Below are 26,499 nucleotides of genomic sequence, written 5' to 3'. Positions count from 1 at the left end.
GCGGCGGGCGGGTGGCTCTCATCCTCAGATCAGGCGCAGCCCCTTCAGGCTGGCATGGCCGTTCTTGCCGATGATGATGTGGTCGTGGACGGCGATGCCGAGCGGCTTCGCCGTGTCGATGATGGTGCGGGTCATCTCGATGTCGGCCCGTGACGGGGTCGGGTCTCCCGACGGGTGGTTGTGGACGAGGATGATGGCGGTGGCCGACAGTTCCAGCCCGCGCTTGACGACCTCGCGGGTGTAGACCGGCGTGTGGTCGACCGTGCCGGTGCCCTGCACCTCGTCGGCGATCAGGGCGTTCTTCTTGTCGAGGAACAGGATGCGGAACTGCTCGCGGGTCTCGTAGGCCATGGCGGCCTTGCAATAGTCGAGCACCGCCGACCAGGACGACAGCACCTCGCGCTGCCTGACGGCCGAGCGCATGGCCCGCTGGTTGATCGCCGCGACGATGGCGATGTCGCGCGCGACGCTGTCCTTGACGCCCGGCACCTCGGTCAGCCGCCGCGGCGGCGCGTTCAGCACTTCGCCCAGCGAGCCGAAGCGGGCGATCAGCGCCTTGGCGATCGGCTTGACGTCGCGGCGCGGAATGGTGCGGAAAAGGACGAGTTCGAGCAGTTCGTAATCGGCCAGGGCATCGGCGCCGGCATCAGTGAAGCGGGCGCGCAGCCGGTCGCGATGGCCGAGATGATGGTCGGTCTTCGCCGCGTCTTGAGATTTGCGTGAGCGTCCGCCCGATGGCGTGCCGGCCTCCTGAAGACCGGTCATTACCGGTTCGTCGTCGGAGGCCGCGGAGGTCATCGTGCCGGAACTAGCTGGCCGCGGCGGCGGTCAGCGGCTCGACCGTCAGGCCCGGCGTGTCGAAGCCGCCCGGCGACAGGGTGAACACCTCGCAGCCGGTTTCCGTGACGCCGACCGTGTGCTCGTACTGGGCGGACAGCGACCGGTCGCGGGTCACGGCGGTCCAGCCGTCGGAGAGGATCTTCACATGCGGGCGGCCGATATTGATCATCGGCTCGATGGTGAAGATCATGCCGGGGCGTATCTCGGCGCCTTCGCCGCGGCGGCCGTAATGCAGGATGTTCGGCGCGTCGTGGAACAGTTTGCCGACGCCATGGCCGCAGAAGTCGCGCACCACCGAGCAGCGCTCGGATTCGGCATAGGTCTGGATCGCCTCGCCGATGTCGCCGATATGGCCGCCCGGCCGCACCGCCTCGATGCCGATCATCAGCGAGCGGTAGGTCACGTCGCACAGCCGTTCGGCGGCGCGCTTGACCCGGCCGACCGGATACATGCGCGAGGAATCGCCATGCCAGCCATCGACGATGAAGGTGACGTCGATATTGACGATGTCGCCTTCCTTCAGGGCCTTGTCGTTGGGAATGCCGTGGCAGACCACGTGGTTGATCGAGGTGCAGACGCTCTTGGTGTAGCCGCGATAGTTCAGCGTCGCGGGCACCGCGTCGTTGGCGAGGCCGAACTCCATCACGTAGCGATCGATCGCATCCGTCGTCACGCCCGGCTCGACGATGCCGGCCAGCCCGTCGAGGCAGCGGGCCGTGAGCTGGCAGGCCTTGCGCATGCCGGCGAAGGCCGCTTCGTCATAGAGACGGATCGCCCCCGTGTTGCGGGTCGGATTCGCTTCGGCTTCGAGATAGGTGGTCATGGCTGGCGCGCGCTGTCGACGATCGGAAGGATGGTCGTGGGTCGGATATCTGACAGATTGATGTCGCACCGAACGGCATGGGCTTCAACCCCTCGTTCGCGGGCGAGGGCGAATGCCGCGGCATAGGCCGGGTCGAGATCGGCGGCGAAGGCCACCCGGTCGCAGTCGCCGCGCTGGACGATGTAGAGCATCATCGCCCGGTCGCCGGCCGCCACGCGATCGCCGAGTTCGTCGAGATGTCGGGCCCCGCGGGTGGTCACGCAGTCGGGAAATTCGGCCAGCCCAGGCCGGCGCATCAGGTGGACGTTCTTGACCTCGACATAGATCGGCTGGCCGTCCGGCGCCTGGTAGAGCAGGTCGACGCGCGACCGGCGACCGTAGTTCACCTCGCGGCGGGCCGTGCCGAGTCCGGCAAGCGGCGGCACCAGCCCGGCGGCGATGGCCTCTTCGGCAAGACGGTTCGGCAGGGCGGTGTTGATGCCGACCAGCGTGCCGTCGGCCTCGACGATCTCCAGGGTCAGCGGCAGCTTGCGCTTCAGATTGGTCGAGCGCGACAGCCAGACCCGCGAGCCCTCCGCCTTCAGCCCCATCATCGCGCCGGGATTCGGGCAATGAACGGTGACGGGCTCGCTCTCGCCGTCGATCACCACATCGGCGAGGAAGCGCTTGTAGCGCAGGACGAGGCGCGCCGGGATGAGCGGAGAGGGGAAGCTGACCATGGCTGCCGATAGCGGCGGCGGTCGGCCGGCGTCAATTCGAGAGAACACCTCTCCCTGTTGCCACTTGGTTTTGCGCCATTGGCTGAAATGGTGTGAGATCGAAATGAATGCAGGTGGGAGGGGGCGTGATGGTTCGGTCGGTTAATATAAACATCCTTGACTACGAGGATTACGCAGCAATGCGGCGTGAAGGGTGGGTACTTAGAGGGGCAGTAATGATCCTACCTAACCGCTTGCCGCACTCAATGGATACATTGTCCCTAGACCAAATTGGGAGAGGCGACCGCATTGAACACACGACTGAACGCGCGAAGCCATCGTTACATCGCGAAAGGAAAATGTCACAACGATTGAAGCAAGAAAGCGCATCAAATCAAGGAAAACCCGTTAAGGTCGCCGCTGTTATTAAGCGTTCGGCGCGAACAAAACGGTGGCGATCAGACGATCGCTCAATAGGTTCAGCTCGTATCCTTGAAGACCGAACGCAAGCTGTCGACGAGCTGAGGGCACGTTATACAAGGCCCCCACGCCCGACCGAGGGGCGCCGGGGCAAGAATATATTCAGGGCATACCCACTTTTGATCCAACGCTAACTGTATTCGATCATAGCCTCAGGCCTTGATCTGCACGTAGCTGCCGGGCGCATCCTCGATCGGCTTCAGCTTGCGGCCGCCGGGCTTGCGCGCCTTGACCTTGGTGCCGGACAGCGGCGCGATCCATTCCTGCCAGTGCGGCCACCAGGATCCGGGCGTCTCCTTCGCCGCCAGCAGCCAGTCCTCGTATGTGTCGACCTCCTTAGGGGCCGGGCCCGTCCAGTACTGGTACTTGTTCTTCTCGGGCGGATTGACGACGCCGGCGATGTGGCCGGAGCCGGACAGGACATAGGTGACCTTCGAGCCGAAGGCCCGGCAGCCGGTGAAGACGCTGCGGGCCGGGGCGATGTGGTCTTCCTTGGTCGCCAGATTGTAGATCGGGATATCAACCTGCGACAGGTCCAGCCGGTGGCCGCCGATCTCCATCTCGCCGCGCGACAGCCGGTTCTCCAGGTAGCAATTGCGCAGGTAGAACAGATGGTTCGCCTTCGGCATGCGGGTGGAATCGGCGTTCCAGTAGAGCAGGTCGAAGGGCAGCGGCTCCTTGCCGCGCAGGTAGTTGTTGACGAAATAGGGCCAGATCAGATCGCCCGAGCGCAGGAGGTTGAAGGCCGTCGCCATCTGCGAGCCTTCCAGATAGCCCTTCTTCTCCATCGCCCGCTCCAGCGTCTGGAGCTGCGGCTCGTCAACGAAGACCTTCAGATCGCCGGCATGGGTGAAGTCGATCTGGGTGGTCAGGAAGGTGGTCGAGGCGATCCGCGTGTCGCCGGTCGCCTTCAGATAGGCGAGGGAGGCGCCGAGCAGCGTGCCGCCGACGCAATAGCCGATCGTGTTGACCTCTTTCTGATTGGTGGCCGCCTCTACGGTGTCGAGGCCGAAGACGATGCCTTCCTCGATATAGGCCTGCCAGTCCTTCATCGCCTGCCGGTCGTCGGGATTGACCCAGGAAATGACGAACACCGTGTGGCCCTGGCCGACGAGCCAGTTGATGAAGGATTTCTCCGGCTTCAGGTCGAGAATGTAGAACTTGTTGATCCAGGGCGGCACGATCAGCAGCGGCCGCTTGAACACGGTCTCGGTCTGCGGCGCGTACTGGATGATCTGGCACACGTCGTTCTGGGCGACCACCTTGCCGGGGGTCAGGGCCATGTCGCGGCCGACCTTGAAGGTCGAGGCGTCGGACTGGCGCAGGCGCAGGGTGCCGCCGCCGGCCTGCATGTCCTCGGCGAACATCTTCATGCCGCGCACCAGGTTCTCGCCGTTGGAGGCGACGGTCTCGCGGTAGAGCTCGGGATTGGTCAGGACGAAATTCGACGGCGACAGGGCGTTGCTCACCTGCCTGAGATAGAATTCCGCCTTGTGGCGCGTGTGCGGATCGAGGCCCTCGGTGCGCTCCAAAAGGTCGTCGGCCCAGCGCGTCGTCAGGATGTAAACCTGCTTCACGAAGTCGAAGAACAGGTGCTCGCTCCACTGCTTGTCGGCAAAGCGCTTGTCGCCCTTGGGCGTCTCGACCGGATTGACCGGCGCCTCGCCGGCCATGCGCCGGATCGAGTTGTTCCAGACATTCATGTAGTTGGAGAAGAGCGCGGTCTGGGCTTCCACCGCCCGGGTCGGATCGGTCAGCCAGTATTCGGACACCTTCGACAGGGTCTGGACGATCTCGCCCAGCGACACCGGATTGTCCTCGACGATCTCGCCGCGCTCGCGCGGGCCCACCCAGGCCGAGGCCGCCTTGCCGACCTCTTCCAGAACATGCGCCATGTTGCGCGCGAAGGCTTCCGGATCCTTGACGACGAAGTCCGGGTCGGGACCGGCGCCGTTTTGCGGTCCGGCGTCGTTCGGCTGCTTGGTCGTCGTCATGCGGCATCCTCCCATGCGGTACGGGCGTGCTGGTTCCCAGTCTGGCCCGAGGTGCCCGGCCATTGTGTCGAGGATCGGCTCCCGCCACAATCGGGCACCCAAGCTTTTGTCAAAGCCCGACCTCTAGGATATGAGGTGTGACGCTGTTTCAAGAAGGCCTGATGGCTATGCTTCCGCTTTCCGTTATCCGTCCGTTCGCGATCGTGCTGGCGCTGCTGCCGGCCGCCGCCTGTCAGTCGGAGAACACGTCCGTCGGCGCCCTGCGGCTCGCGGCCTCGCCGGACGTGCCGAGTTCGCAGCGGACCGACGCGGACGGCTATCCGCTGCTCGGTGCCTATCCGGGTCGCGCCGCCGAGCAGCTGACCGATGCCGAGGTGCAGGCCGAGCAGGCCCGGCTCGCCGCCACGGCCGGCCAGCATGCCAACGCGGCGGCGCAGCCGAGCGGCTTCGACGGCAAGATCCAGCGCGCCCAGTCGGTGCGCCAGCAGCAGGCCGCGGAGATGGAAGCGGTGCTGGCCACCGAGCCGACGCCGCGCGACGCCGCCGGCAAGCGGCCGGCGCGCACCGGGCCGACGCCCGAGGAAGTCTTGCGCCAGATCGAGGCCGGGCAGTAACAGGCCTTCCGCCGACTAAATTTCCGCGACCGGCCCACCCGACGACCGGCCCAATCCCCGACCGGCATTGCGCCGAGGACCGAATATCATGGAAGAATTTCACAAGATCCGCCGGCTTCCGCCTTACGTCTTCGAGGAGGTCAACCGCCTGAAGGCGACGGCCCGCGCCGGCGGCGCCGACATCGTCGATCTGGGCATGGGCAATCCCGACCTGCCGACGCCGAAATTCATCGTCGACAAGATGTGCGAGGCGATCCGCGATCCGCGCACCCACCGCTATTCGGCCTCCAAGGGCATCGCCGGGCTGCGCAAGGCGCAGGCGGCCTATTACGCCCGCCGCTTCGGCGTGACGCTGAACCCCAACACCCAGGTGGTGGCGACGCTCGGCTCGAAGGAAGGCTTCGCCAACATGGCGCAGGCCATCACCGCGCCCGGCGACGTGGTGCTGTGCCCGAACCCGACCTATCCGATCCATGCCTTCGGCTTCATCATGTCGGGCGGCACGATCCGCGCGATCCCGGCCAAGCCGGACGACGACTTCCTCGTCGCCATCGACCGGGCGGTGCGCTACTCGATCCCCAAGCCGATCGCCATCATCCTCAACTACCCGGCCAATCCGACCGCCTTCGAGGCCGATCTCGACTTCTATCGCGAGATCGTCGCCTTCGCGCGCAAGCACGAGATCGTCGTCCTGTCGGATCTGGCCTATGCCGAAATCTTCTTCGACGGCTCGCCGCCGCCCTCGATCCTCGAGGTGGAGGGTGCGATGGACGTGGCGGTGGAGTTCACCTCCATGTCGAAGACCTTCTCCATGCCGGGCTGGCGGATGGGCTTTGCCGTCGGCAACGAGCGGCTGCTGGCGGCGCTGGCGCGGGTGAAGTCCTATCTCGACTACGGCGCCTTCACGCCGATCCAGGTCGCGGCGACCGCGGCGCTGAACGCCGGCGACGAGGCGATCGAGGAGGTGCGGACCATCTATCGCCGCCGCCGCGACGTGCTGGTCGATTCGTTCGGCCGCGCCGGCTGGAACGTGCCGTCGCCGTCCTCGACCATGTTCGCCTGGGCCCCGCTGCCCGAAGCCTACCGCCACATGGGCTCCTTGGAATTCTCCAAGCTCCTGATCGAGAAGGCGGATGTGGCCGTCGCACCGGGCATCGGCTTCGGCGAGCATGGCGACAGCCATGTGCGCATCGCGCTGGTCGAGAACGAGCATCGCATTCGCCAGGCGGCCCGCAACATCAAGCGCTTTCTTGCCACCGGCGCCGAAGCCGGGCAGAAGGTCGAACCCATCGGCGCCGGCTCCTGACCTCGCCGGCTATTTCGACGCAAACATCGACAGGGACGTCATGAACAGCCCATTGCGGCTCGGCATTGCCGGGCTTGGAACGGTCGGCGCGAGCCTTGCCCGGCTGATCGAGACCAGGGCCGAGGCGCTGGCCAACAAGGCCGGCCGTGCGATCCGCACCACCGCGGTCTGTGCCCGCGACCGCAGCCGCGACCGCGGCTTCGACAGTTCCGGCCTCGCCTGGTTCGACGATCCGGTGAAGCTGGCGGCGGAGGCCGACATCGACGTCTTCGTCGAGCTGATCGGCGGATCGGAAGGCCCGGCGCTGGATTCGGTGAAGGCGGCGCTGAACCGCGGCCTGCCGGTGGTGACCGCCAACAAGGCGCTGCTCGCCCATCACGGCGTGACCCTGGCGCGGCTGGCGGCCCGCAAGAAGACCGAGATCCTGTTCGAGGCGGCGGTCGCGGGCGGCATCCCGATCGTCAAGACCATGCGCGAGGCGCTGGTCGGCAACGATGTCAGCCGCGTCTACGGCATCCTCAACGGCACCTGCAACTACATGCTGACCCGCATGGAGAAGGAGGGGATCGCCTTCGAGGCCTGCCTCGCCGACGCCCAGCGGCTTGGCTATGCGGAAGCCGATCCGACCTTCGACATCGGCGGCTTCGACGCGGCCCACAAGCTGACGATCCTCACCTCGCTCGCCTTCGGCTGCGAGCTCGACCTGGAATCGGTGTTCATCGAGGGCATCGAGACGGTGACCAACGACGACATCGCCGCCGCGGCCGAGCTCGGCTACCGCATCAAGCTGCTTGCCGTCGCCATGCGCACCGATACCGGCATCGAGCAGCGCGTCCATCCGGCGATGATCCCGGCCGATTCCGCCCTGGCGCGGGTCGACGGCGTGACCAATGCGGTGGCGGTGGACAGCGACCTCCTCGGCTCGATCCTGCTGGCCGGCCCGGGTGCCGGCGGTGAGGCGACCGCCTCGGCGGTGCTGTCGGACATCATGGACGTCGCCGGCGGCACCCTGCGGCCGACGCTCGGCATGCCGGCGGCCAATCTGGCGCCCTACAAGCGGGCCCGCATGCGCGCCCATGAGGGCGGCTACTACATTCGCCTGTCGGTGCTCGACCGGGTCGGCGCCTTCGCCTCGATCGCGCGGCGCATGGCCGAGAGCAAGATCTCGCTGGAATCGATCGTCCAGCGGCGGCGCGACGAGACCGCCGACGCGTCGATCGCCCCGGTCGTGCTCGTCACCCACGAGACCACCGAGGCGGCCGTCCGCAAGGCGCTGGAGATGGTGTCCAAGGACGGGCATCTGTCCGGCGAGCCGAAGATGATCCGCATCGAGGCGCTCGACTGACCGCTTCATTCGCCGGAGGGCCCGGGAGGCGGCTTCTCCGGCATTGTGACCGGTGACATTGTGCTTTCGCACATCCGGCGCATATCAGGCCTGCACGCCCGGCACTGACAGGATTCGGGCGGCGGGGACGCGACGAGGGAGAGACGCGCGATGACCAGGGCACCTGACGAGACCGGCACGCTGGACCGGATTCTGACGCTCGAAATCGCGCGGGTCACCGAGCGGGCCGCCGTCGCGGCGGCGCATCTGCGCGGCCGCGGCGACGAGAAGGCCGCCGACCAGGCCGCCGTCGATGCCATGCGTTCGGAGCTCAACACGCTGGCCATTGAGGGCGTCATCGTCATCGGCGAGGGTGAACGCGACGAGGCGCCGATGCTGTTCATCGGCGAACAGGTCGGCACCGGCGACGGGCCTGCGGTCGACGTGGCGCTGGATCCCCTCGAGGGCCGTACGGTCTGCGCCAAGAACCTGCCCAACTCGCTGGCCGTCATCGCCATGACCGGACGCGGCAGCCTGCTCAACGCGCCGGACGTCTACATGGAGAAGATCGCCGTCGGACCGGGCTATCCGGAGGGCGTCGTCGATCTGGCCCAGCCGCCCGAGGTCAATCTGCAGGCGCTGGCCAAAGCGAAGGGCGTCGCGGTCTCCGAGATCACCGCCTGCATCCTCGACCGGCCGCGCCATGCGCCGCTGATCGAGGCGGTGCGCGAGGCCGGCGCCGCCATCCGCCTGATCGGCGATGGCGACATTGCCGGCGTCATCCACACCACCGATCCCGAGCAGACCGGCATCGACATCTATATGGGCATTGGCGGTGCGCCCGAGGGCGTCCTGGCCGCCGCGGCGCTGCGCTGCACCGGCGGGCAGATCCAGGGCCGCCTGCAGCTCAACACCAACGACAAGCGCGCCCGCGCCGAAAAGATGGGCATCTCCGATCCCTATCGGATCTACTCGACAAACGAGATGGCCTCCGGCGACGTGATCTTCGCCGCGACCGGCGTGACCGACGGCAATCTCCTCGACGGCGTGCGCTTCTACAACGACCGCATCGTCACCCACACGCTGCTGATGCGGTCGCGCTCGCGCACCGTGCGCGAGATGCGCGCCTATCACCACGACAAGTCCAAGTTTCATCTGTGAGCAGTCGCGGGGACGGCCTTGCGCCGCCCCGTCGCCATCGCCACAACAGCATCCATGGCCGCACCCCTGCGCACATTTCTCGACGTCGATCGCTCGATCGGCGGTCGCCGCTGGCTGAACGCGCTCGACGAGCGGGCCGAAGGCGCCGCCCTGAAGATGGCGCAGTCGCTGGGCCTGCCGGACATCGTCAGCCGGGTGCTGGCGGCGCGCGGCATCGCCGAGGCGGATGCGACGGGCTTCCTCGATCCGCGCATTCGCGACCTGATGCCCGATCCCTCGCGCCTCACCGACATGGACGCGGCCGCCGACCGCCTCGCGGACGCCATCGGCCGGCGCGAGACCGTGGCGATCTTCGGCGACTATGACGTCGACGGCGCGGCGTCCTCGGCGCTGCTCTGGCGTTACCTGAAGCATTTCGGCATCGACGCGGCGATCCGCATTCCCGACCGGATCACCGAGGGTTACGGCCCGAATCCTGCCGCGATGCGCGAACTCGCGGCCGACGGCGCGACGCTGATCGTCACCGTCGACTGCGGCACCGGCAGCTTCGAGGCGATCGAGGCGGCGCGCGCCGAGGGCGTCGACGTGGTCGTTCTCGACCACCACCAGACCGGGCCCGAGCTTCCCGACGCCAATGTGCTGGTCAATCCGAACCGCCAGGACGACCTTTCGGGGCTGGGGCATCTGTGCGCGGCCGGCGTCGTGTTCATGACGCTGGTGGCGGTGTCGCGCGAGTTGCGCCGGCGGGGCATGGCCCAGTCGAAGCTGCCGGACGTCTTCGGCCTGCTCGACCTCGTGGCGCTGGCGACGGTCTGCGACGTGGTCCCGCTGGTCGGGCTCAACCGCGCCTTCGTGGTGCAGGGACTGAAGGTCGCCCATGCCCAGCGCAATGGCGGACTGGCGGCGCTCGGCCGGGTCTCGCGCCTGTCCGGACCGATGGAGACCCATCATTTCGGCTTCATGCTGGGACCGCGGATCAACGCCGGCGGCCGGATCGGCGACGCCGCCCTCGGCAGCCGGCTGCTCTGCCTCGACGACGACGCGGCCTGCGACGAGATCGCCGCGCGCCTCAGCGCCCTCAACGAGGAGCGCCAGGCGATGGAGCAGACCATGCTGGCCGAGGCCGATGCCGAGGTTGCCGCCGAGATCGGCTCGGGGGAGGGCCCGGCCGTGCTGGTCGTCGGCTCGAACGACTGGCATCCGGGCATCGTCGGGCTGATCTCGGCGCGCCTCAAGGAGCGCTATCGCCGCCCGGCCTTCGCCATCGCCTTCGACGGCTCGGGCCGCGGCACCGGTTCCGGCCGCTCCATCGGCGGGTTCGATCTCGGCCGGCTGGTGCGCGAGGCGGTGACCGAAGGGCTGCTGGTCAAGGGCGGCGGCCATGCGATGGCGGCCGGCGTGACCATCCAGAAGGAGCGGCTCGGCGATTTCCGCGGCTTCCTGGAAGAACGCGCCGCTGCGGCCGTGACCGCGTTGCGCGAGGGCGATTCGCTCAAGATCGACGGCACGGTCAGCGCGGCCGGGCTGACGCCCGAGCTCTATGCGACGATCATGCGGGCCGGACCCTTCGGCTCGGGTCATGCGTCACCGATCTTCGCGCTCGCCCGGCACCGGATTGATTCCTCCTCGATCGTCGGCAATGGCCATGTGCGGGCGACCCTGCGCGGCGCCGACGGCGCCCGCGTCTCGGCGATCGCCTTCAAGACGGCAGAAACCGAAGTTGGCCAGAGGCTCCTCAATTCCCGCGACCGCCCGGTCCACGCCGTCGGGACCCTGTCGCTGGACAGGTACCGGGGGCGTGAGGAAGTGCGTTTCCGGCTGCTCGACCTCGCCGAAGCCTTCGACTGAACTCGCCGTCACCCCTGCAACCCTGCCGTTTGCTTGTGCCGGGGGGAGAATTGGCTAGGGTCCGGCCCGAACGATTCCCCATCAGCGAGGACACGCATGAAGTACCGTCCACTCGGCCGGACCGGCCTGAGCGTCAGCGAGATCTGTCTCGGCACCATGACCTGGGGAAGCCAGAACAGCGAAGCCGAGGGCCATCAGCAGATGGACTACGCGGTGGAGGCGGGCGTCAATTTCTTCGACGCCGCCGAAATGTATCCGACGACGCCGATGACCGCCGAGACGGTCGGCCGCACCGAGGAGATCATCGGGACGTGGTTCGCCGCGTCCGGCAAGCGTGACGATGTCGTCCTTGCCAGCAAGATCACCGGCCAGGGCAATGCCAAGGTGCGCGGCGGCGAGCCGATCACCGGCGCCAGCGTCCGGGCGGCGGCGGAGGCCAGCCTGAAGCGCCTGCAGACCGACCGCATCGATCTTTACCAGCTGCACTGGCCGAACCGCGGCTCCTACCATTTCCGCCAGTCCTGGACCTACGATCCGAGCGGCCAGGACCCCGCCGCTGTCGAGGCCAACATGGTCGAGGTGCTGGAAGCGCTGGACGAACTGGTGAAGGCCGGCAAGATCGGCCATGTGGGCCTGTCCAACGAGACCTGCTGGGGCACGCAGAAATTCCTGCAGCTCGCCGAGGCGCGGGGCCTGCCGCGGGTCGCCTCGATCCAGAACGAATACAGCCTGATGCACCGGCTGTTCGACCTCGATCTCGCCGAGCTGTCGGTCAACGAGGATGTCGGCCTGCTGGCCTATTCGCCGCTCGCCGCCGGTCTCCTGACCGGCAAGTACAGCGGCGGCGCCAGCCCGGAGGGCGCGCGGCTCGCGGTCAACGACAATGCGCTCGGCGGCCGCTACACGCCGCAGAACGCGGTCATCGCCGACGCCTACGGCGCCATCGCGAAGAAGCACGGCCTCGATGTCTGCCAGATGGCGATCGCCTTCTGCCTGACCCGGCCGTTCATGACGGCGGCGATCATCGGCGCGACCGACATGGACCAGCTGCGCAACAACATCGCGGCAACGGACGTGACGCTCGGTGAGGACGTTCTGGCCGAGATCGACGCGCTGCATCGCAAGCATCCGATCCCGATGTGACCTTTTCTGCGGCCGCCGTGCCTTGCCTCAAGGGGCGGCCGCACTTGACAGAGAGGCCGGCGCTGCCGACAGCGTCGACCGGGACACACGCCGGCACCGGCGGAACGACGATGGGAGGAATGACGATGCACGGAAATGGTCTGAAGACGTTCGCAGCCGCTGCGGCCGTACTGGTCGCGGGGCTCCATGCGGCACCGGGTGCCGCCGAGGAGCGGATCTCCTACAAATCCGCCAAGAGCGGCACGTCCTACTACCAGATGGGTGTCGAGCTCGCGAATGCGGTGAAGGGCGGCACCAATGGCGAGGTCATCGTCACGGTCGAGGAAAGCCAGGGCTCGGTCCAGAACGTGATGGAAGCGGCGGCCCGCGCCGGCAATTACGTCTTCACCGCGCCTCCCGGTCTCGTCTCGGCCGCCGCGGCCGGCACCGGCCCCTTCGCCGAGCGCCAGAACCCGCGCTTCGCCGAGATCCGCTCGCTGTTCCCGATCCCGTCGCTGACCATGCATTTCGTCATGCGCGGCGATGCCGATGCGCGCGCGCTGGAGGACATGGCCGGCAAGACCATCCTTCTCGGCAAGGGCTCCTTCGGCGCCACCGAGGGCGAGAAATATCTCGAGCTCTTCGGCCTTGCCGACAAGGTGACGGTCGCCGACGCCGAGCTCGGCAACGCCTCCGACGCGCTGAAGAACGGCCAGATCGACGGCTTCGTGACCGCCGGTTCGTTCCCCGCACCGAACGTCATCGAGGCCTCGGCCAGCACGCCGGTGAGCCTGATCACGCTGACCGACGAGCAGGTGGCCGAGACCGGCCGCACGCGGCAGGTGATCCCGGCCGGCACCTATGCCGGCATCGACGAGGACACCGTCACCACCTCGCTGCCGGTCGTCGCCTTCACCACCACCGCCACGAGCGATGAGACCGCCTATCTCCTGACCAAGACCTTCTGGGACGAGAAGGCGGCGATGGGCGAGAGCGCCCGCTGGTGGAACGCGGTCACGCCGGAACTCCTGGAAGGCAGCGGCGTCAAGCTGCATCCGGGTGCGGCGCGCTACTACGAGGAAGCCGGGATCGATCTGCCCGACGATCTGCGCTGAGACGACCGGGCCCTGAACCGACAAAGACCCTTCCGGCCCCGGTAGCGCGCAACGCTGCCGGGGCCGGCCTGCAAGTGCGACGCGCCGCGCGGCGGCCCGCGCAAGGATGATGCGATGAGTACGATGGTAGCCGACGATGCGGCCGTGCGCCCTCCAATGTGGTTCGTCTGGCCGCTGCTCGGGCTGCTCTCCATCGCCTTCCATCTGGGACTGATCTTCAGCGGTCTCGTGCCGGCGCTGGTCGCCCGACCGCTCCACATGGCGCTGGCGCTGCCCTGGCTCTTCGTCTTCCTGGCCAAGACCCGCACACAGCTTCTCACCGGCTGGGTGCTGCTGATCCTCGGCGAGATCGGCTGCCTCTACATCGCCCTCAACGCCGAGGCGCTGTCCGACCAGTACGGCTACATCGACAATGGCTTCCAGATGGCGGTCGCGATCACGCTGCTCGCCATCACGCTGGAGATGGCGCGCCGCGCGATCGGCTGGCCGCTGCCGCTGGTGGCCCTCCTGTGTCTCGCCTACGGCCTGTTCGGCCAGTACGTGCCCGGCGAATACGGCCATCCGGGCTTTCCCTTCGCCAGCTTTCTCGGCACCATGACCATCACCGAGGGCGGCATCTGGGGCTCGCTCACGGGCGTGTCCGTCGGCATCGTCTCGATCTTCGTCATTCTCGGCGCCGTGCTGAATGCTGGCGAGGCCGGGCAGGGTTTCATGAATGTCGCGACGCTGGCGGCCGGGCGCCTGCGCGGCGGCGCCGGCAAGGTGTCGGTGCTGTCCTCGGCGATGTTCGGCTCGATCTCCGGCTCGGCCTCAGCCAATGTCGCCTCTACCGGCGCGGTGACCATCCCGGCGATGACCCGGCTCGGCTATCCGCGGGCGCTGGCCGGCGCGGTCGAGGCGGTGGCTTCGTCGGGCGGCCAGATCATGCCGCCGCTGATGGGGGCGGGGGCCTTCGTCATGGTCGAGCTCACCGGCACGCCCTATGCGACCATCATGGCGGCGGCGCTGCCGCCGGCGATCCTCTACTTCCTGACCACCTGGATCGGCATCGACCTGTTTGCCCGGCGCTACGGCCTCGGCGCCGTCGATGCGGCGGACCGTCCGTCGGTTCGTGATGTGGTCATCACCTCCATGTTCTTCGCAGTGCCCTTCGGCATTCTCCTGGAGCGCATGTTCGTCGGCGGCTTCACGCCGCAATATGCCGCCTGCCTGGCGATCCTGGCCGCGGCGCTGCTGCTCTTCGTCAATGTTCGCGGCGAGGTCTCGCTGCACCGTTTCGTCGAGCGGGCAGGCGGGGCCGCGGTCAGCGCCGGCCAGCAGATCGCGGTCATCGGCGCGATCATCATCTGCGCCTCCATCGTCATCGGCGTTCTCGGCATGACCGGGCTCGGGGTGAAGGTCACCTCGACGATCCTGTCGGTGGCCGACGATTCCCTGTGGCCGGCGCTGCTTTTGACCGCCATCGCCTGCATCCTGCTCGGCATGGAGGTGCCGACGACGGCGGCCTACGTGATCTGCGTGACCATCGCCGGGCCGGCGCTGGAACGGCTCGGGATCGAGCCGCTGCTCGCCCATCTCTTCGTCTTCTGGTTCGCGCTCCTGTCGACCATCACCCCGCCGGTCTGCGGCGCCGTGTTCATCGCGGCCGGCATGGTCGGCGAGAACTGGCTGAAGGTGGCAGGGTCCGCCATGCGCCTCGGCATCGGGCTCTATGTCATCCCGCTGGCGATGATCGCCAATCCGGCGATCATCCACATGGCCGACCGTCCGGCCGAGGCCGGGATCGCCTTCGTGAAGATCGCCATCGCGCTCTGGGCGTTGTCGCTGGCCTTCATCTGGAAGGGGCCGGTGTGGATGCGGCTTGCTGCCGGACTTGGCGGGCTGATCGTCTGCTTCGCGCCGCTCTGACGCGCGCACAAGCAGGAGCCGCGGGGCGCGGATTGCCAAGCCGCCAAAGGCGATGCGACATTCCCGGCCGATCGCAGGGAGACATGCGGCGCACTGGGGAGTATCGCCGGCCGGATTGCACCGGCCGGAAGCGGCCTTGACCGGTCGTGCGCCGTTGATGCCGGCCATCGCGGAACATCGCGGCGGCAGGCCCGAGGGGAGGACAGACATGATGACCACCACCACGCGCGCGGCGGTGCTGCGCAGATCGCCCGTCGAGGGCCCCTATGCCACGTCGCAGCCGCTCTCCATCGAGACCGTCGAGCTGGCTCCACCGGGCTTCGGCGAGGTGCTGGTGCGCATCAAGGCCGCCGGGCTCTGCCATTCAGACCTGTCGGTGATCGACGGTGTGCGGCCGCGGCCGACCCCGATGGTGCTCGGCCATGAAGCCGCGGGCATCGTCGAGACGGTCGGCGCGGGCGTCGACGATCTGGCCCCCGGCGACCACGTGGTGATGGTCTTCGTGCCGTCCTGCGGCCATTGCAGCCCCTGCGCCGAAGGCCGGCCGGCGCTGTGCGAGCCGGGCAATGCCCGCAACGGCGAGGGCACGTTGCTGTCGGGCGAGCGGCGCCTGTCCTGCGAGGGCGAACCCGTCCACCATCATCTCGGCGTCTCGGCCTTTGCCGAGCGTGCCGTCCTGTCCCGCCGTTCGCTGATCAAGATCGATCCGGAACTGCCGCTGGAGATCGCGGCGCTGTTCGGCTGCGCCGTGCTGACGGGGGTCGGCGCGGTGGTCAATACCGGCCGGGTCAAGGCCGGCGAGACCGTCGCCGTGGTCGGGCTCGGCGGCGTCGGCCTCAGCGCCATTCTCGGCGCAGTCGCGGCCGGGGCGTCGCGGATCATCGCGGTCGATCTGCAGGCCGACAAGCTGGACATGGCGAAGACGCTGGGGGCAACCGACATCTTCAATGCCGGCGAGGAGGGCGTCGCCGATGCGGTGCGCGCGGCGACCGGCGGCGGTGTCGATCATGCCTTCGAGATGGCCGGCTCGGCGCGGGCGCTGGAACTGGCCTTCGCCATCACCCGGCGCGGCGGGGCGACGGTGACGGCCGGGCTGACGCCGCCGACGGCGACCATGGCCCTGTCGCCGCTCAAGCTCGTCGCCGAGGAGCGGACCCTGAAGGGCAGCTATGTCGGAAGCTGCATCCCGAGCCGCGACATTCCTCGCTACATCGCGCTCTATCGCGGCGGACGGCTGCCGGTGGACCGGCTGTTGACCAGCCGCGGAACGCTCGACGATATCAATGAAGGCTTCGATGCGCTCGCGGCTGGCCGCACGGTCCGCCACGTCGTCCTGCTATGACGCGGGGCCCGTTCATGCCGGTCGGCAGCGCGTGAACCCGCGCCGCCGGCCGGTCGTGTCGATCAGCCGGTGGCGGCAAGCTCTGCCGCTTCGAGACCCGGAATGGTCTGGACGACGGTGAAGCCCTCGAACTCGGGGTGGCCGAGATACATGGGCTGGCGTTCGCCGGCACTGCGATGGGCGGCCCGGAACGCTTCCGACTTGGTCCAGCCGGTGAAGGCGGCCTCGTCGGCCCAGATGGTGTGCGAGGCGTAGAGGACGTGGTCCTCGCGCACCGGCCCACGCAGCAGGTGGAACTCGACGAAACCCGGCACCGTCTGGAGCTGGGATTCGCGATTGCGCCAGACCGCCTCGAACTCCTCCTCCTGTCCGGGGAGCACCTTGAAGCGGTTCATTGCGATGAACATGGTCTGATCCTTGTGTTGGGGTGTCAGCTGTCGACGCCGAACTTGATGCTCACCCCGAACATCGCCTCGAAGCCGGGCGCCGGGTCGGTCTCGCTTGCCGGGAAGCCGGAATAGGCCTGGTACTGCTGGTCGAAGAGATTGCGGATGCTGGCGTCGAAGCGGGTGTTCTCGTTGGGCTCGTAGGCGACGAAGAGGTCGAAGACGTCGTAGCGGTCCGAGGCGAGGGTCGGATCGGTGACGTCGTCCTTGGCCGCCACCGCATGCCAGCGGCCGCCGAAGGTCAGGCGTTCGTCGAGCGCCCGGAAGCCCAGCGTCGTCGTCAGCTTGTCGGGATAGACCGAGTTGAGCGGATCGCCGTTGCGGCGGTTTTCGCCGTCGATGATCGCGCCGGCCAGGCCCACATAGCCCCAGCGCCAGTCATAGCTGGCCTCCAGCTCGACGCCTTCCAGCCGGGCTTCCTCGATGTTCTGGTACTGCAGCGCATCGTAGGGCAGGCGCGCAAAGCAGATCGGCCCGCGGCCGGCGAGGCACGGATTGGCGACGCCGGGCCGATCAAGCGTGGCATATTCGATGTAGTCGTCGACGTCGTTGCGGAAGACCGCCAGCTTGGCGCGCAGCCCGTCGCCGCCGACGAGGACATTGTCGTAGGAGAGGTTCACGCCGGCCTCCAGCGTGTGCCCGACTTCCGGCGACAGGCCGGCATTGGGCAGGAGCTCGAAGGCGGCGGGCGCCGGATGGAGGCCCGACACGACCGCCTCGTTCAGCGTCGGCGAGCGCAGGCCTTCGGCATAGGTGCCGTAGATCTGGAAGCCCTGGATCGGCGTGACGCCGACGCTGAGCTTCGGGGAGAAGCGGTCGCCGGTGTTCTCTTCGGTCGTCGCGGTGCTGGTCAGGTCGAAATGATCGAAGCGGCCGCCGCCGATCACTTCCAGCCAGGTGTCGTATTCGAACCGGGCCTGGATGAAGCCGCCATAGACCTCGCGCGTGCCGGACGGCGTGAAGAGTTCGGTCGAGCCGACATCGTCGCGGGTCTCCACCTCGTCGCGGAAATAGTCGACGCCGTAGGTGAGGGTGGTGGGCACGATGCCGAGATCGAAGCGCGAGGCGTTGTAGAGATCGAAGCCGGTCGTCGACACCTCGACGTCGCGGCGCGCCGCGGCGGGATTCTGGTCGATCTGCGTGTAGTCGGTCTCGTTGCGATAGAGGTTGAAGTTGAGGTCGACCAGCGGCGTGTCGGGGCTGACGAAGGTGTAGCCGACACGGTAGGTGGCGTTGCGCACGTCGGTGTCGCGATCGGCGCCGGAGCCGGTCGATGAGACGAAGTCGTTGTCGTAGATGACGCCCGACAGGGTGATCTCGTGGCCGTCGGCGGGGCGCAGCCGCGCCTTCAGGACGCCGGAACGCACGTCGAAGCCGGTGTTGTCGACATCGTTGCCGTCACCGTCCCGGTAGTCGTCCTCGTCGCGGTAGACGAAGGCGCCGTAGACATCGGCGTCCTCCGTGAAGCGCACGCCGGCTTCAAGCTTGCCCACCCAGTCCGGCCCGTTGGTGCCGTAGACCGTGCCGAGACGCGCCGCGTAGCGCTCGGATGGCGTCAAAAGGTCTTCCAGCTCCAGCGTGCGCATCGCCACGACGCCGCCGATCGCGCCGGAACCGTAGGCGTTCGCCACCGGGCCGCGGATCACGTCGATGCCGCCCAGAAGCGCCGGATCGACATAGACGAGATTGTTGTCGAGATGGCCCTGCACGCCGAAATTCTGGCGGGCGCCGTCGATCATCACGTTGACGCGGCCGGAATCGCGCAGGCCGCGGACGGAAATGGACACGCCGGGATCGTCGCGGTCGCTGGTGGTGGACACGCCCGGAATCGTCGCCAGCACGTCCTCCAGGTCGCCGGCATTGTAGCGGGCGATCTCGTCACGGCCGACGACGCTGACGCCGCCAAGACTCTGGATCGGGCTCTGCGGACCACGATTGGCGAGGATCGACACCTCGTCGAGCTGGATCGCCATCGCATCCATGTCCGGAGCGCCCGCCGGTTCCTGCGTGGTTTGCACATCCTGCGCCATGGAGGGGTGGTGTCGCGCCGCGAAGGCGCCCGTCTGGATGGGCCATGATTTCCCGCTGTCGTTTGAGAGGCGTGACGGGCTGGCTGGCTACGGTCAGGAGCGGCTGGCTGGCATCCGGAGGCGGACGGCCTGTCGACCGTGGCGCCTTGCTTGCATTCGATATTTAACCTGACTATCAGAGTCAACATTGTTGCCGAGGGGGTGGCAAGGCCCGGTGGGCTGGGGTGTCCAGCGCGGGATGACGACGATGAGGGTGCAGATGATGTGCGAAACGGCGCCGAAGCCGCAGACGGGGACCGGCCATGAGGCGAGAGGAACCGGCGGCGGAACGCTGCCGATGCTGAATGCCGCCGAGCTGTTTTCGGCCGGGCGGGAAGTCCTGATCCGGCATGCCGGCGACATCTACCGGCTGCGGCTGACGTCCAACAACAAGCTCATCCTGACCAAGTAGGACATCCGGCATGCAAAGCCTTTTCCGCCGCCTCACCATCGCCGCCGCGGCGCTGTCGCTCCTGCCGGCCCTGTCGGCTCAGGCGATGGCGGAGAGCCGCAGCGTCGTCGACGCCCATGGCCGCACGGTCGCGATCGCCGATACGGCCCGCATCGTGTCGATCGGCGGGGCGGTGACCGAAATCCTCGACGCGCTCGGCATGGCCGACAAGATCGTCGCGGTGGACACGACCAGCACCTACCCCGCGGCGATGACGGACAAGCCGGACGTCGGCTACATGCGCGCCCTGGCGGCGGAAGGCATCCTGGCGCTGTCGCCGACGCTGATCGTCGCCATCGAGGGCGCTGGCCCGCCGGACGTGCTCGACGTCCTGGAAGCGGCTTCGGTGCCCTTCGTCAACATTCCCGACACGCCGACGGCCGACGGGATCGTCGCCAAGATCCGCGCCGTGGCCGACGCTGTCGGGGCAGGGGAGAAGGGCGAGGAACTGGCTGCGACGGTCGCGGCGGACCTGGCGGCCGTGACCGCGGCGACCGCAAGCATCGACGAGCGGCGAAGCGTTGCCTTCGTCCTGGCCATGCGGGGCGGAGCGCCGCTGGTGGCCGGCCGCGAGACCTCGGCCGACGCCATGCTGGCGCTGGCCGGCGCCGACAACGCCTTTGCTGCCTTCACAGGTTTCAAGCCGGCAACCCCGGAAGCCGTCGTTGCCGCCGCGCCCGATGCGGTCGTCACCATGCAGTCGGGCGAGCATGCCGACGGCCTCGATCACGTGCGCGCCGACCCGGCCTTCGCAACGACGCCCGCGGTGCAAGACGACCGGCTCTTCGCCTATGACGGGACCTATCTTCTCGGCTTCGGCCCGCGCACGGCCCATGCGATCCGGGATCTGGCCGCCGATCTGTATCCCGGGCTCGATCTGCCGACCTTGCCGCCGCGCGCCTGGGTCGAGCCGCGGTGAGCGTCTCCGGGGAACTGGTGGGCGCGCGGACCGGGAGGGGCGGGAACATCCTGCGTTCCCGCGACCGCGCCGCGCTGGCGCGGATCGGTGTCGTCGCTGCGGGAATTCTTGCGGTGCTGGCCTGCCTCGTAGCGCTGACGGTCGGGGCTGCCGGCCTGTCGCTTTCGGCCACGCTCGACGCGCTGGTCGCGGCCGCGACCGGCCGCCGGGAGACGCTGGACCTGTCGCTGGCCACCATCGTCCTCGACATTCGCCTGCCGCGTGTCCTCGCCGGCATGCTGGTCGGGGCGGCGCTCGCTTTGTCCGGCGCGATGATGCAGGGGCTGTTTCGAAATCCGCTGGCCGATCCGTCCCTTGTCGGAATCTCCTCAGGTGCCGCGCTCGCCGCCGTGACCAGCATCGTGCTGGGAGAAATGGCCGCCGGCTGGCTGCCGGAGCTGGTCGCGCGGCATCTTTTGCCGATCGCCGCCTTCCTGGGCAGCCTCTGCACGACAATCATCCTGTACCGGCTCTCGACGGTCAACGGCCGCACCTCGGTGGCCGCCATGCTGCTCGTCGGCATCGCGCTGGCCGCGCTCGCCAGCGCCCTCATCGGCGTGCTCGTCTTCATTTCCAACGACCAGCAATTGCGCGAACTGACCTTCTGGACCATGGGCGGCCTCGGCGGCGCCACATGGCCGAAGATCGCGGCGGTGCTGCCGCTGATGCTGCCGGCCTTCGTCGCCGCGCCGTTCCTCGCGCGCAGCCTCAACGCCATGACCCTCGGCCACACGGAAGCGTTTCATCTGGGCATCGACGTACAACGCGTCACGCGCCTCGCGGTGTTCGTCATCGCCGGGGCGATCGGCGCGGCCGTCGCCATCTCCGGGATCATCGGCTTCGTCGGCCTGATCGCGCCGCATCTGTTGCGCACGCTGATCGGCCCGGACCATCGCACCCTGCTGCCCGCGGCGGCGCTCTTCGGCGGCAGTCTCGTCGTTGCCGCCGACACCGCGGCGCGGACCATCGTCGCCCCCGCCGAACTGCCGATCGGCATCCTCACCGCGCTTGTCGGGGCGCCGTTCTTCCTCTGGCTGCTGCTGCGGCGGCGCGGCGGGCTGGTCGTCTGATGCTGGAACTCGCCGACATTTCGGTCTCCCTTGGCGGCCGAACCATCCTCGACGGGGTCAGCCTTGCCGTCACTCCCGGCGAATGCGTCGCGGTGATCGGTGCCAACGGGGCCGGCAAGTCAACGCTGTTGAAGGTGCTGAGCGGGCAGATGCGGCCCGACCGCGGGGCGGCGCGCCTCGACGGATGCGCGATGGACGACATCGGCGCCGCGGCGCTGTCGCGGCGCCGTGCGGTGGTCGCCCAGAGCGTGGCGCTCGCCTTTCCCTTCACCGCCGCCGAGGTGGTCGGCTTCGGCGCCGAGGCGGGCGGGGCGCTCGGCCGGCGGCGCGAAGCCATCGCCGCCGCGGCGCTGGCGCAGGTGGACATGGCCGGCCACGCGGCGCGGCTGGTGCCGAGCCTGTCCGGCGGCGAGGCCCAGCGCGTGCATCTGGCCCGGGCCATTGCCCAGCTCGAAGCGGCGATGGAATCGCCGGCCGGCGACGGCGCGGACGGCCATTACCTGCTTCTGGACGAACCCACCGCCAGTCTCGATCTGCGCCACCAGGTCGAGACCCTGTCGCTGGCCCGGCGGCTGGCGGGACGCGGCATCGGTGTCGTCGTGGTGCTGCACGATCTCAATCTCGCAGCGCTTGCGAGCGACCGCATCGTCGCCCTCAAGGACGGGCGCGTCCTGGCCAACGGGCCGGTCGGCACGGTCGTAGACGACGCGCTTGTCAGTGCGGTCTACGGCATCGCCCTGCCGGTTGGCCGGACACCACCGGATCTGCCCTTCGTGCTGCCCCAGACCGCGCCGGTCGGTGCCGCCTGATCGCGTTCCGGTCGCCGCTTCCATTGCCCTTGCGACAGCTGTGCCGTGACGTCCCGTTCCGGCTAACCATCGGCTGCCCGGAATTATCCGCAATGTAGCAATGGGTTAAGCAGGCACGTGTCAGGTTGCCGCGTGAGCAACTGGCAGGATTCCCGCAATGACCAGACCTGACGACAGGCGCGCCGGCGCCCTGATTCGGCGCGCGGCAGCCGTTCTTGCAGTTTCGACGGCATGGTTCGGCGCCGCACCCGCGCTTGCCGAGGACAAGCCGGCCGGCAGCAGCCAGACCCAGCTCGCCCGGGACATCGTCGCCGGGCTCGACAAGGTTTTCGGCGGGCCGCACAAGGGCTACCGAACGGCCCATTCCAAGGGCATTCTCCTCGACGGGACGTTCCGCCCGTCCAAGAACGCCGCATCGCTGACCCGCGCCGAACATCTCACCGGGGGCGATGTGGACGTGACGGTCCGCTTCTCGAATTTCGCGGGCGTGCCCCATGTCGGCGACAATACCGGCGACGCCAACCCCAAGGGCATGGCGATCAAGTTCCTGCTGCCGGAAGGCGGCTCGACGGACATCGTCGCCCATTCCTTCGACGGCTTCGCCGCCCAGACGCCGGAGGAGTTCCGCCGCTTCGTCCAGGCGCTCGGCTCGTCCGATCCGCAGGATTTTGCCGATCACCTGGCCGCGCATCCGGCCGCCAAACGCTTCATCGACGCGCCGAAGCCGGCACCGGTCAGCTTCGCCACCGAGGCCTTCTACGGCGTCAACGCCTTCTCCTTCACCAATGCGGCCGGCGAATCGCGCTTCGGCAAGTATCGGCTGGTGCCGGTCGCGGGCGTCGCGCATCTGAGCGCGGCCGAAGCGGCGGCAAAGGACCCAGACTATCTGTCGCAGGACATGGCCGAGCGGCTGGAGGACGGGCCGGTGCAATTCCGCCTGCTGGTCCAGCTCGCCGGCGAGGGCGATCCGATCACCCGCGCGGCCTTTCCCTGGCCCGAGGACCGCGAACAGGTGGAGCTCGGCGTCCTGTCCCTGACGACGCTGGCTGCCGATTCGGTCGCGCGGCAGCGAGAGCTCGTCTTCACGCCGCTTAGCCTCGTCGGCGGCATTGCGCCCTCCGACGACCCGATGCTGATCACGCGCACCCGCAGCTACCGCATGTCCTATAGCCGACGGCTGACCGCCGGCGCGGCGGCGACGGACAGCCACTAGCCCCGACACGGAAAGGACGTCCCGGATGCTCCGTCTCGTCACTTGCGCCGCCCTGTGCGGCTTCACCCTGCCGATCGTCGTCGCCATGGCGGCAGGGCATATGATCATCATCGACCAGATCGACCGCATGTTCGACCGCAAGGCGGTGGCGATCGAAGAGGGCGACACGTTGCGCTTCACCAATCGCGACGAGTTCCTGCACCAGATCTATGTCGAGACCGACGGCTTCAGCTTCGATTCCGACGAACAGGCGCCCGGCGAGGTGATCGACGTCACCTTTCCGCGACGGGGCGACTACGAAGTCCGCTGCGGCATTCATCCGCGCATGAGCCTCGCCGTTTCGGTCGAATGATACCCGGCAGATTCCGCCCCTCCTAACCCTCCGGGATTACGACACCGCATGCCCCTCCGGTTGAAACTTCTTGTCGGCTGCCTGTGCCTGACGCTCGTCACGCTCGGTCTCGGCGTCTTCGCGCAGCACTCGCAGCGTGGGGCCGGTGACCTCGCCACCCGCATCTACGACGAGGCGCTTCTGTCGCTGAGCTATCTGCGCTCGGCGCAGAACTCGCTCCTGCAGATCGAGATGGACGATCTGCAGCTGCGTTCGGGCGAGGTGCGGGGCGATGGCGAAGCGTTCCTGTCGGCGCAGACCGCACTGTCGACATTCCTGCCGGACATCATGGCCGATCTCGACGTCGCCTCGGAACGGGCGATGTCGCCCGGTGGCCGTCGCAAGATCGGCGAAATCCGCACCGGGCTGCAATTGCTGCAGCAGGATTTCAGCACGCTGGACAACACGCAGCTGCGGGCGCGGTTTTCCGCCCTCGACGGGGAATTCGACACGGCGGTCGAGATCCTCGCCGGCGACGGCTACCGCTTTCGCCGGGAAGTCGGCGAACTGATCGAAGCCTCGATGCACAGCACCCAGGGCGCGATGGCGGCGGCCGTTGTGCTGGCCGTCATGATCTCGCTGATGCTGGCGCGGATGATCGTGCCGCCGCTGAACCGGGCGGTGCAGGTGGCCGAATCGATCGCCCGCGGCAAGCTCGACAACGAGATCGTGCCACATGGTCACGACGAGACGGCCCAGCTGATGCGCGCCCTGGCGACGATGCAGCGCAGTATCGGCGAGCATATCGGCCGCATTCGCGAGCTGATGGCCGAGCAGGCCGACAGCTACGACAGCCATATCGCCATCCAGAACAGCCGCTTCGAGGCGGCGCTCAACAACATGACGCAGGGCCTCTGCCTGTTCGACGTCAACGAGCGGCTGGTGATCTTCAACCGGCGGTTCGCGGAGATGTTCGGCGGTCTGCAGATCGGCGTGTCGGCGCGGCAAGTGCTGCTCGATCCGGAGATCCAGCATCTTCTGGCGCCCGGTCCGGACGGCAGCTTCACCCACGAACTTCCCGACGGTCGGATGATCGCGACCTCTCGGCAGGCGATCGAAGGCGGCGGCTGGCTCGACACGTTCGAGGACGTGACCGACCAGTATCGGGCCCAGGCGAAGCTCTCCCACATGGCGCTGCACGACGCGCTCACCGGACTGCCCAACCGGGTGCAGTTCCGCGACCGGCTGGAGACGGCGACGCGGACCGCTGCCGGCATCGCCAACACCAGCGTGCTCTGCCTCGACCTCGACGGCTTCAAGGCGGTCAACGACACGCTCGGCCATCCGACGGGTGACGCCCTGCTGCGCGCCGCCGCGGCCCGGCTGCTGTCCTGCGTCAGGCAGGGCGATCTCGTGGCGCGTGTCGGTGGCGACGAATTCTCGATCATCCAGTCCGCCGGCGATCCGCATCTCGGCGCCGCAGCCCTGGCGCAGCGCATCGTCGATGCCTTCGTCGAGCCGTTTCCCATCGACGAGCGGCCGATCTGCGTCGGCGTCAGCGTCGGCATCTTCGTCACGGCGGAAATGGCCGAGGCCGGGCGGGCGATCGACCCGGACACCATCATCAAGAATGCCGACGTGGCCCTCTATCGGGCCAAGAGCGAGGGGCGCGGCACCTTCCGCTTCTTCGAGCCGGACATGGATGCGGGGCTGGAGGCACGGCGGCAGCTCGAACTCGACCTGCGGCTGGCCGTCGAGAACGAGGAATTCGCGCTGTTCTACCAGCCCTTCGTGGATGTCGAGCGCCAGGTCGTCACCGGGTTTGAGGCTTTGTTGCGCTGGCACCATCCGCAGCGCGGCCTGGTGTCGCCGGCCGAGTTCATCCCGGTCGCCGAGGATTGCGGGCTGATGGCGCCGCTCGGCGTCTGGGTGCTGGAAACCGCCTGCCGGCAGGCCGCCGAATGGCCGTCGGACCTGGCCATCTCGGTCAATCTTTCGCCGGTGCAGTTCCGCGATCCGGGCCTCGCCGATATCGTGGAGGCGGCGTTGGAGCGAGCCGGCCTCGCTCCCGAACGGCTGCGGATCGAGGTCACGGAATCGCTGCTGCTGCAGGACAGCGCCACGGTGCTGGCGACGCTGAAGCGGTTCCGCGACCATGGCATCGGCATCTCCATGGACGATTTCGGCACCGGCTATTCCTCGCTCGGCTATCTCAGCCGGTTCCCCTTCGACAAGATCAAGATCGACCAGTCCTTCGTCCGCCACATCGACGATCGCGAGAACATGGCGATCATCCGCGCCGTGATCGGCCTCAGCCGGGCCATGGACCTGTCGGTGATTGCCGAGGGCGTCGAGACGTCGGCCCAGCGCGATATCCTGTTGCGCGAAGGCTGCCGCGAGATGCAGGGCTATTTCTTCTCGCCTCCGAAACCCGCCGACGAGCTCGCGCGCATGCTCCTGACCTGCGGACGCGGGACGGTGGAGGATGACGAAGCCGTGTCGGCCGAGCTGGTCTACCTGCCGCCTTCGCCGGCGGCCGATGCCGGACCGCGCGCCCGGGCGCTGCCGGGGTGACGG

At 68.0% G+C, this 26,499-nt stretch carries 22 protein-coding genes; 16 read left to right on the top strand and 6 right to left on the bottom strand.

The window, feature by feature from the left end:
• Nucleotides 1-24: 24 nt before the first annotated feature.
• The 4 genes from radC to phaC form a co-directional block, all read right to left on the bottom strand.
• Complete coding sequence (radC, locus tag H536_RS0100355) at nt 25-765, bottom strand: RadC family protein (protein WP_024348574.1); 741 nt, start codon at nt 763-765, stop codon at nt 25-27.
• A 43-nt stretch (nt 766-808) separates the two neighbouring features.
• Complete coding sequence (gene map / locus H536_RS0100350; RefSeq protein ID WP_024348573.1) at nt 809-1,663, bottom strand: type I methionyl aminopeptidase; 855 nt, start codon at nt 1,661-1,663, stop codon at nt 809-811.
• Nucleotides 1,660-2,382: a DNA/RNA nuclease SfsA gene (gene sfsA, locus H536_RS0100345; RefSeq protein ID WP_024348572.1), complete on the bottom strand. Its 723-nt coding sequence runs from the start codon at nt 2,380-2,382 to the stop codon at nt 1,660-1,662. Before sfsA ends, map begins: the two co-directional genes overlap by 4 nt.
• Before the next feature lie 611 nt (nt 2,383-2,993).
• On the bottom strand, nt 2,994-4,835 hold the full coding sequence (gene phaC, locus H536_RS0100340) for a class I poly(R)-hydroxyalkanoic acid synthase (protein ID WP_024348571.1): 1,842 nt from the start codon (nt 4,833-4,835) through the stop codon (nt 2,994-2,996).
• A gap of 161 nt (nt 4,836-4,996) precedes the next feature.
• On the opposite strand from phaC, the gene H536_RS0100335 reads away from it, so the two are divergent.
• From H536_RS0100335 to H536_RS0100295, 9 genes are all read left to right on the top strand, one after another.
• On the top strand, nt 4,997-5,449 hold the full coding sequence (locus H536_RS0100335) for a hypothetical protein (protein WP_155898333.1): 453 nt from the start codon (nt 4,997-4,999) through the stop codon (nt 5,447-5,449).
• An 88-nt stretch (nt 5,450-5,537) separates the two neighbouring features.
• A complete protein-coding gene (locus H536_RS0100330) occupies nt 5,538-6,755 on the top strand; it encodes an LL-diaminopimelate aminotransferase (RefSeq protein WP_024348569.1) in 1,218 nt (405 codons plus the stop codon).
• Between the two features lie 40 nt (nt 6,756-6,795).
• On the top strand, nt 6,796-8,100 hold the full coding sequence (locus tag H536_RS0100325) for a homoserine dehydrogenase (protein ID WP_024348568.1): 1,305 nt from the start codon (nt 6,796-6,798) through the stop codon (nt 8,098-8,100).
• A gap of 150 nt (nt 8,101-8,250) precedes the next feature.
• Nucleotides 8,251-9,240 (top strand): class II fructose-bisphosphatase, encoded by a 990-nt coding sequence (gene glpX, locus H536_RS0100320; protein WP_024348567.1) that lies wholly within the window; start codon nt 8,251-8,253, stop codon nt 9,238-9,240.
• Nucleotides 9,241-9,294: 54 nt separating this feature from the next.
• Nucleotides 9,295-11,088, top strand: coding sequence for a single-stranded-DNA-specific exonuclease RecJ (gene recJ / locus H536_RS0100315; protein WP_024348566.1), 1,794 nt, complete (start codon nt 9,295-9,297; stop codon nt 11,086-11,088).
• Nucleotides 11,089-11,184: 96 nt separating this feature from the next.
• Nucleotides 11,185-12,231 (top strand): aldo/keto reductase, encoded by a 1,047-nt coding sequence (locus tag H536_RS0100310; protein ID WP_024348565.1) that lies wholly within the window; start codon nt 11,185-11,187, stop codon nt 12,229-12,231.
• A 125-nt stretch (nt 12,232-12,356) separates the two neighbouring features.
• Nucleotides 12,357-13,325 carry a TAXI family TRAP transporter solute-binding subunit gene (locus H536_RS0100305; RefSeq protein ID WP_035694462.1) on the top strand — a complete coding sequence of 323 codons (969 nt, stop codon included), beginning with the start codon at nt 12,357-12,359 and terminating at the stop codon, nt 13,323-13,325.
• Nucleotides 13,326-13,439: 114 nt separating this feature from the next.
• Nucleotides 13,440-15,233: a TRAP transporter permease gene (locus H536_RS0100300; RefSeq protein ID WP_024348563.1), complete on the top strand. Its 1,794-nt coding sequence runs from the start codon at nt 13,440-13,442 to the stop codon at nt 15,231-15,233.
• Between the two features lie 211 nt (nt 15,234-15,444).
• Nucleotides 15,445-16,575, top strand: coding sequence for a zinc-dependent alcohol dehydrogenase family protein (locus H536_RS0100295; protein ID WP_024348562.1), 1,131 nt, complete (start codon nt 15,445-15,447; stop codon nt 16,573-16,575).
• Nucleotides 16,576-16,637: 62 nt separating this feature from the next.
• Here H536_RS0100295 and hmuQ read toward each other — a convergent pair whose 3' ends face one another.
• Nucleotides 16,638-16,982, bottom strand: coding sequence for a heme-degrading protein HmuQ (gene hmuQ / locus H536_RS0100290; protein WP_024348561.1), 345 nt, complete (start codon nt 16,980-16,982; stop codon nt 16,638-16,640).
• Nucleotides 16,983-17,005: 23 nt separating this feature from the next.
• Nucleotides 17,006-18,994 carry a TonB-dependent hemoglobin/transferrin/lactoferrin family receptor gene (locus H536_RS0100285; RefSeq protein WP_162142638.1) on the bottom strand — a complete coding sequence of 663 codons (1,989 nt, stop codon included), beginning with the start codon at nt 18,992-18,994 and terminating at the stop codon, nt 17,006-17,008.
• Nucleotides 18,995-19,298: 304 nt separating this feature from the next.
• On the opposite strand from H536_RS0100285, the gene hemP reads away from it, so the two are divergent.
• From hemP to H536_RS22225, 7 genes are all read left to right on the top strand, one after another.
• Nucleotides 19,299-19,502 (top strand): hemin uptake protein HemP, encoded by a 204-nt coding sequence (gene hemP / locus H536_RS23025; protein ID WP_228238627.1) that lies wholly within the window; start codon nt 19,299-19,301, stop codon nt 19,500-19,502.
• Nucleotides 19,503-19,512: 10 nt separating this feature from the next.
• Complete coding sequence (locus H536_RS0100275) at nt 19,513-20,460, top strand: heme/hemin ABC transporter substrate-binding protein (RefSeq protein ID WP_024348558.1); 948 nt, start codon at nt 19,513-19,515, stop codon at nt 20,458-20,460.
• On the top strand, nt 20,457-21,569 hold the full coding sequence (locus H536_RS0100270) for a FecCD family ABC transporter permease (RefSeq protein ID WP_024348557.1): 1,113 nt from the start codon (nt 20,457-20,459) through the stop codon (nt 21,567-21,569). The genes H536_RS0100275 and H536_RS0100270 overlap by 4 nt, the downstream gene beginning before the upstream one ends.
• Entirely contained in the window at nt 21,569-22,378 is an 810-nt protein-coding gene (locus H536_RS0100265; protein WP_024348556.1) for a heme ABC transporter ATP-binding protein, read from the top strand. Before H536_RS0100270 ends, H536_RS0100265 begins: the two co-directional genes overlap by 1 nt.
• A gap of 157 nt (nt 22,379-22,535) precedes the next feature.
• Complete coding sequence (locus H536_RS0100260) at nt 22,536-23,591, top strand: catalase family peroxidase (RefSeq protein ID WP_051141472.1); 1,056 nt, start codon at nt 22,536-22,538, stop codon at nt 23,589-23,591.
• 25 nt (nt 23,592-23,616) lie between these two features.
• Nucleotides 23,617-23,943, top strand: a complete 327-nt coding sequence (locus H536_RS0100255) for a plastocyanin/azurin family copper-binding protein (RefSeq protein WP_024348554.1) — start codon at nt 23,617-23,619, stop codon at nt 23,941-23,943.
• A gap of 60 nt (nt 23,944-24,003) precedes the next feature.
• Nucleotides 24,004-26,496 (top strand): putative bifunctional diguanylate cyclase/phosphodiesterase, encoded by a 2,493-nt coding sequence (locus H536_RS22225; RefSeq protein ID WP_051141471.1) that lies wholly within the window; start codon nt 24,004-24,006, stop codon nt 26,494-26,496.
• Nucleotides 26,497-26,499 lie beyond the last annotated feature (3 nt).

This window comes from Aurantimonas coralicida DSM 14790 (genome assembly GCF_000421645.1).
GTDB classification, from domain to species: Bacteria; Pseudomonadota; Alphaproteobacteria; order Rhizobiales; family Rhizobiaceae; genus Aurantimonas; species Aurantimonas coralicida.
The sequence above is the reverse complement of the archived record's forward strand: the minus strand, read 5'-3'. Positions and strand labels throughout refer to the sequence as shown.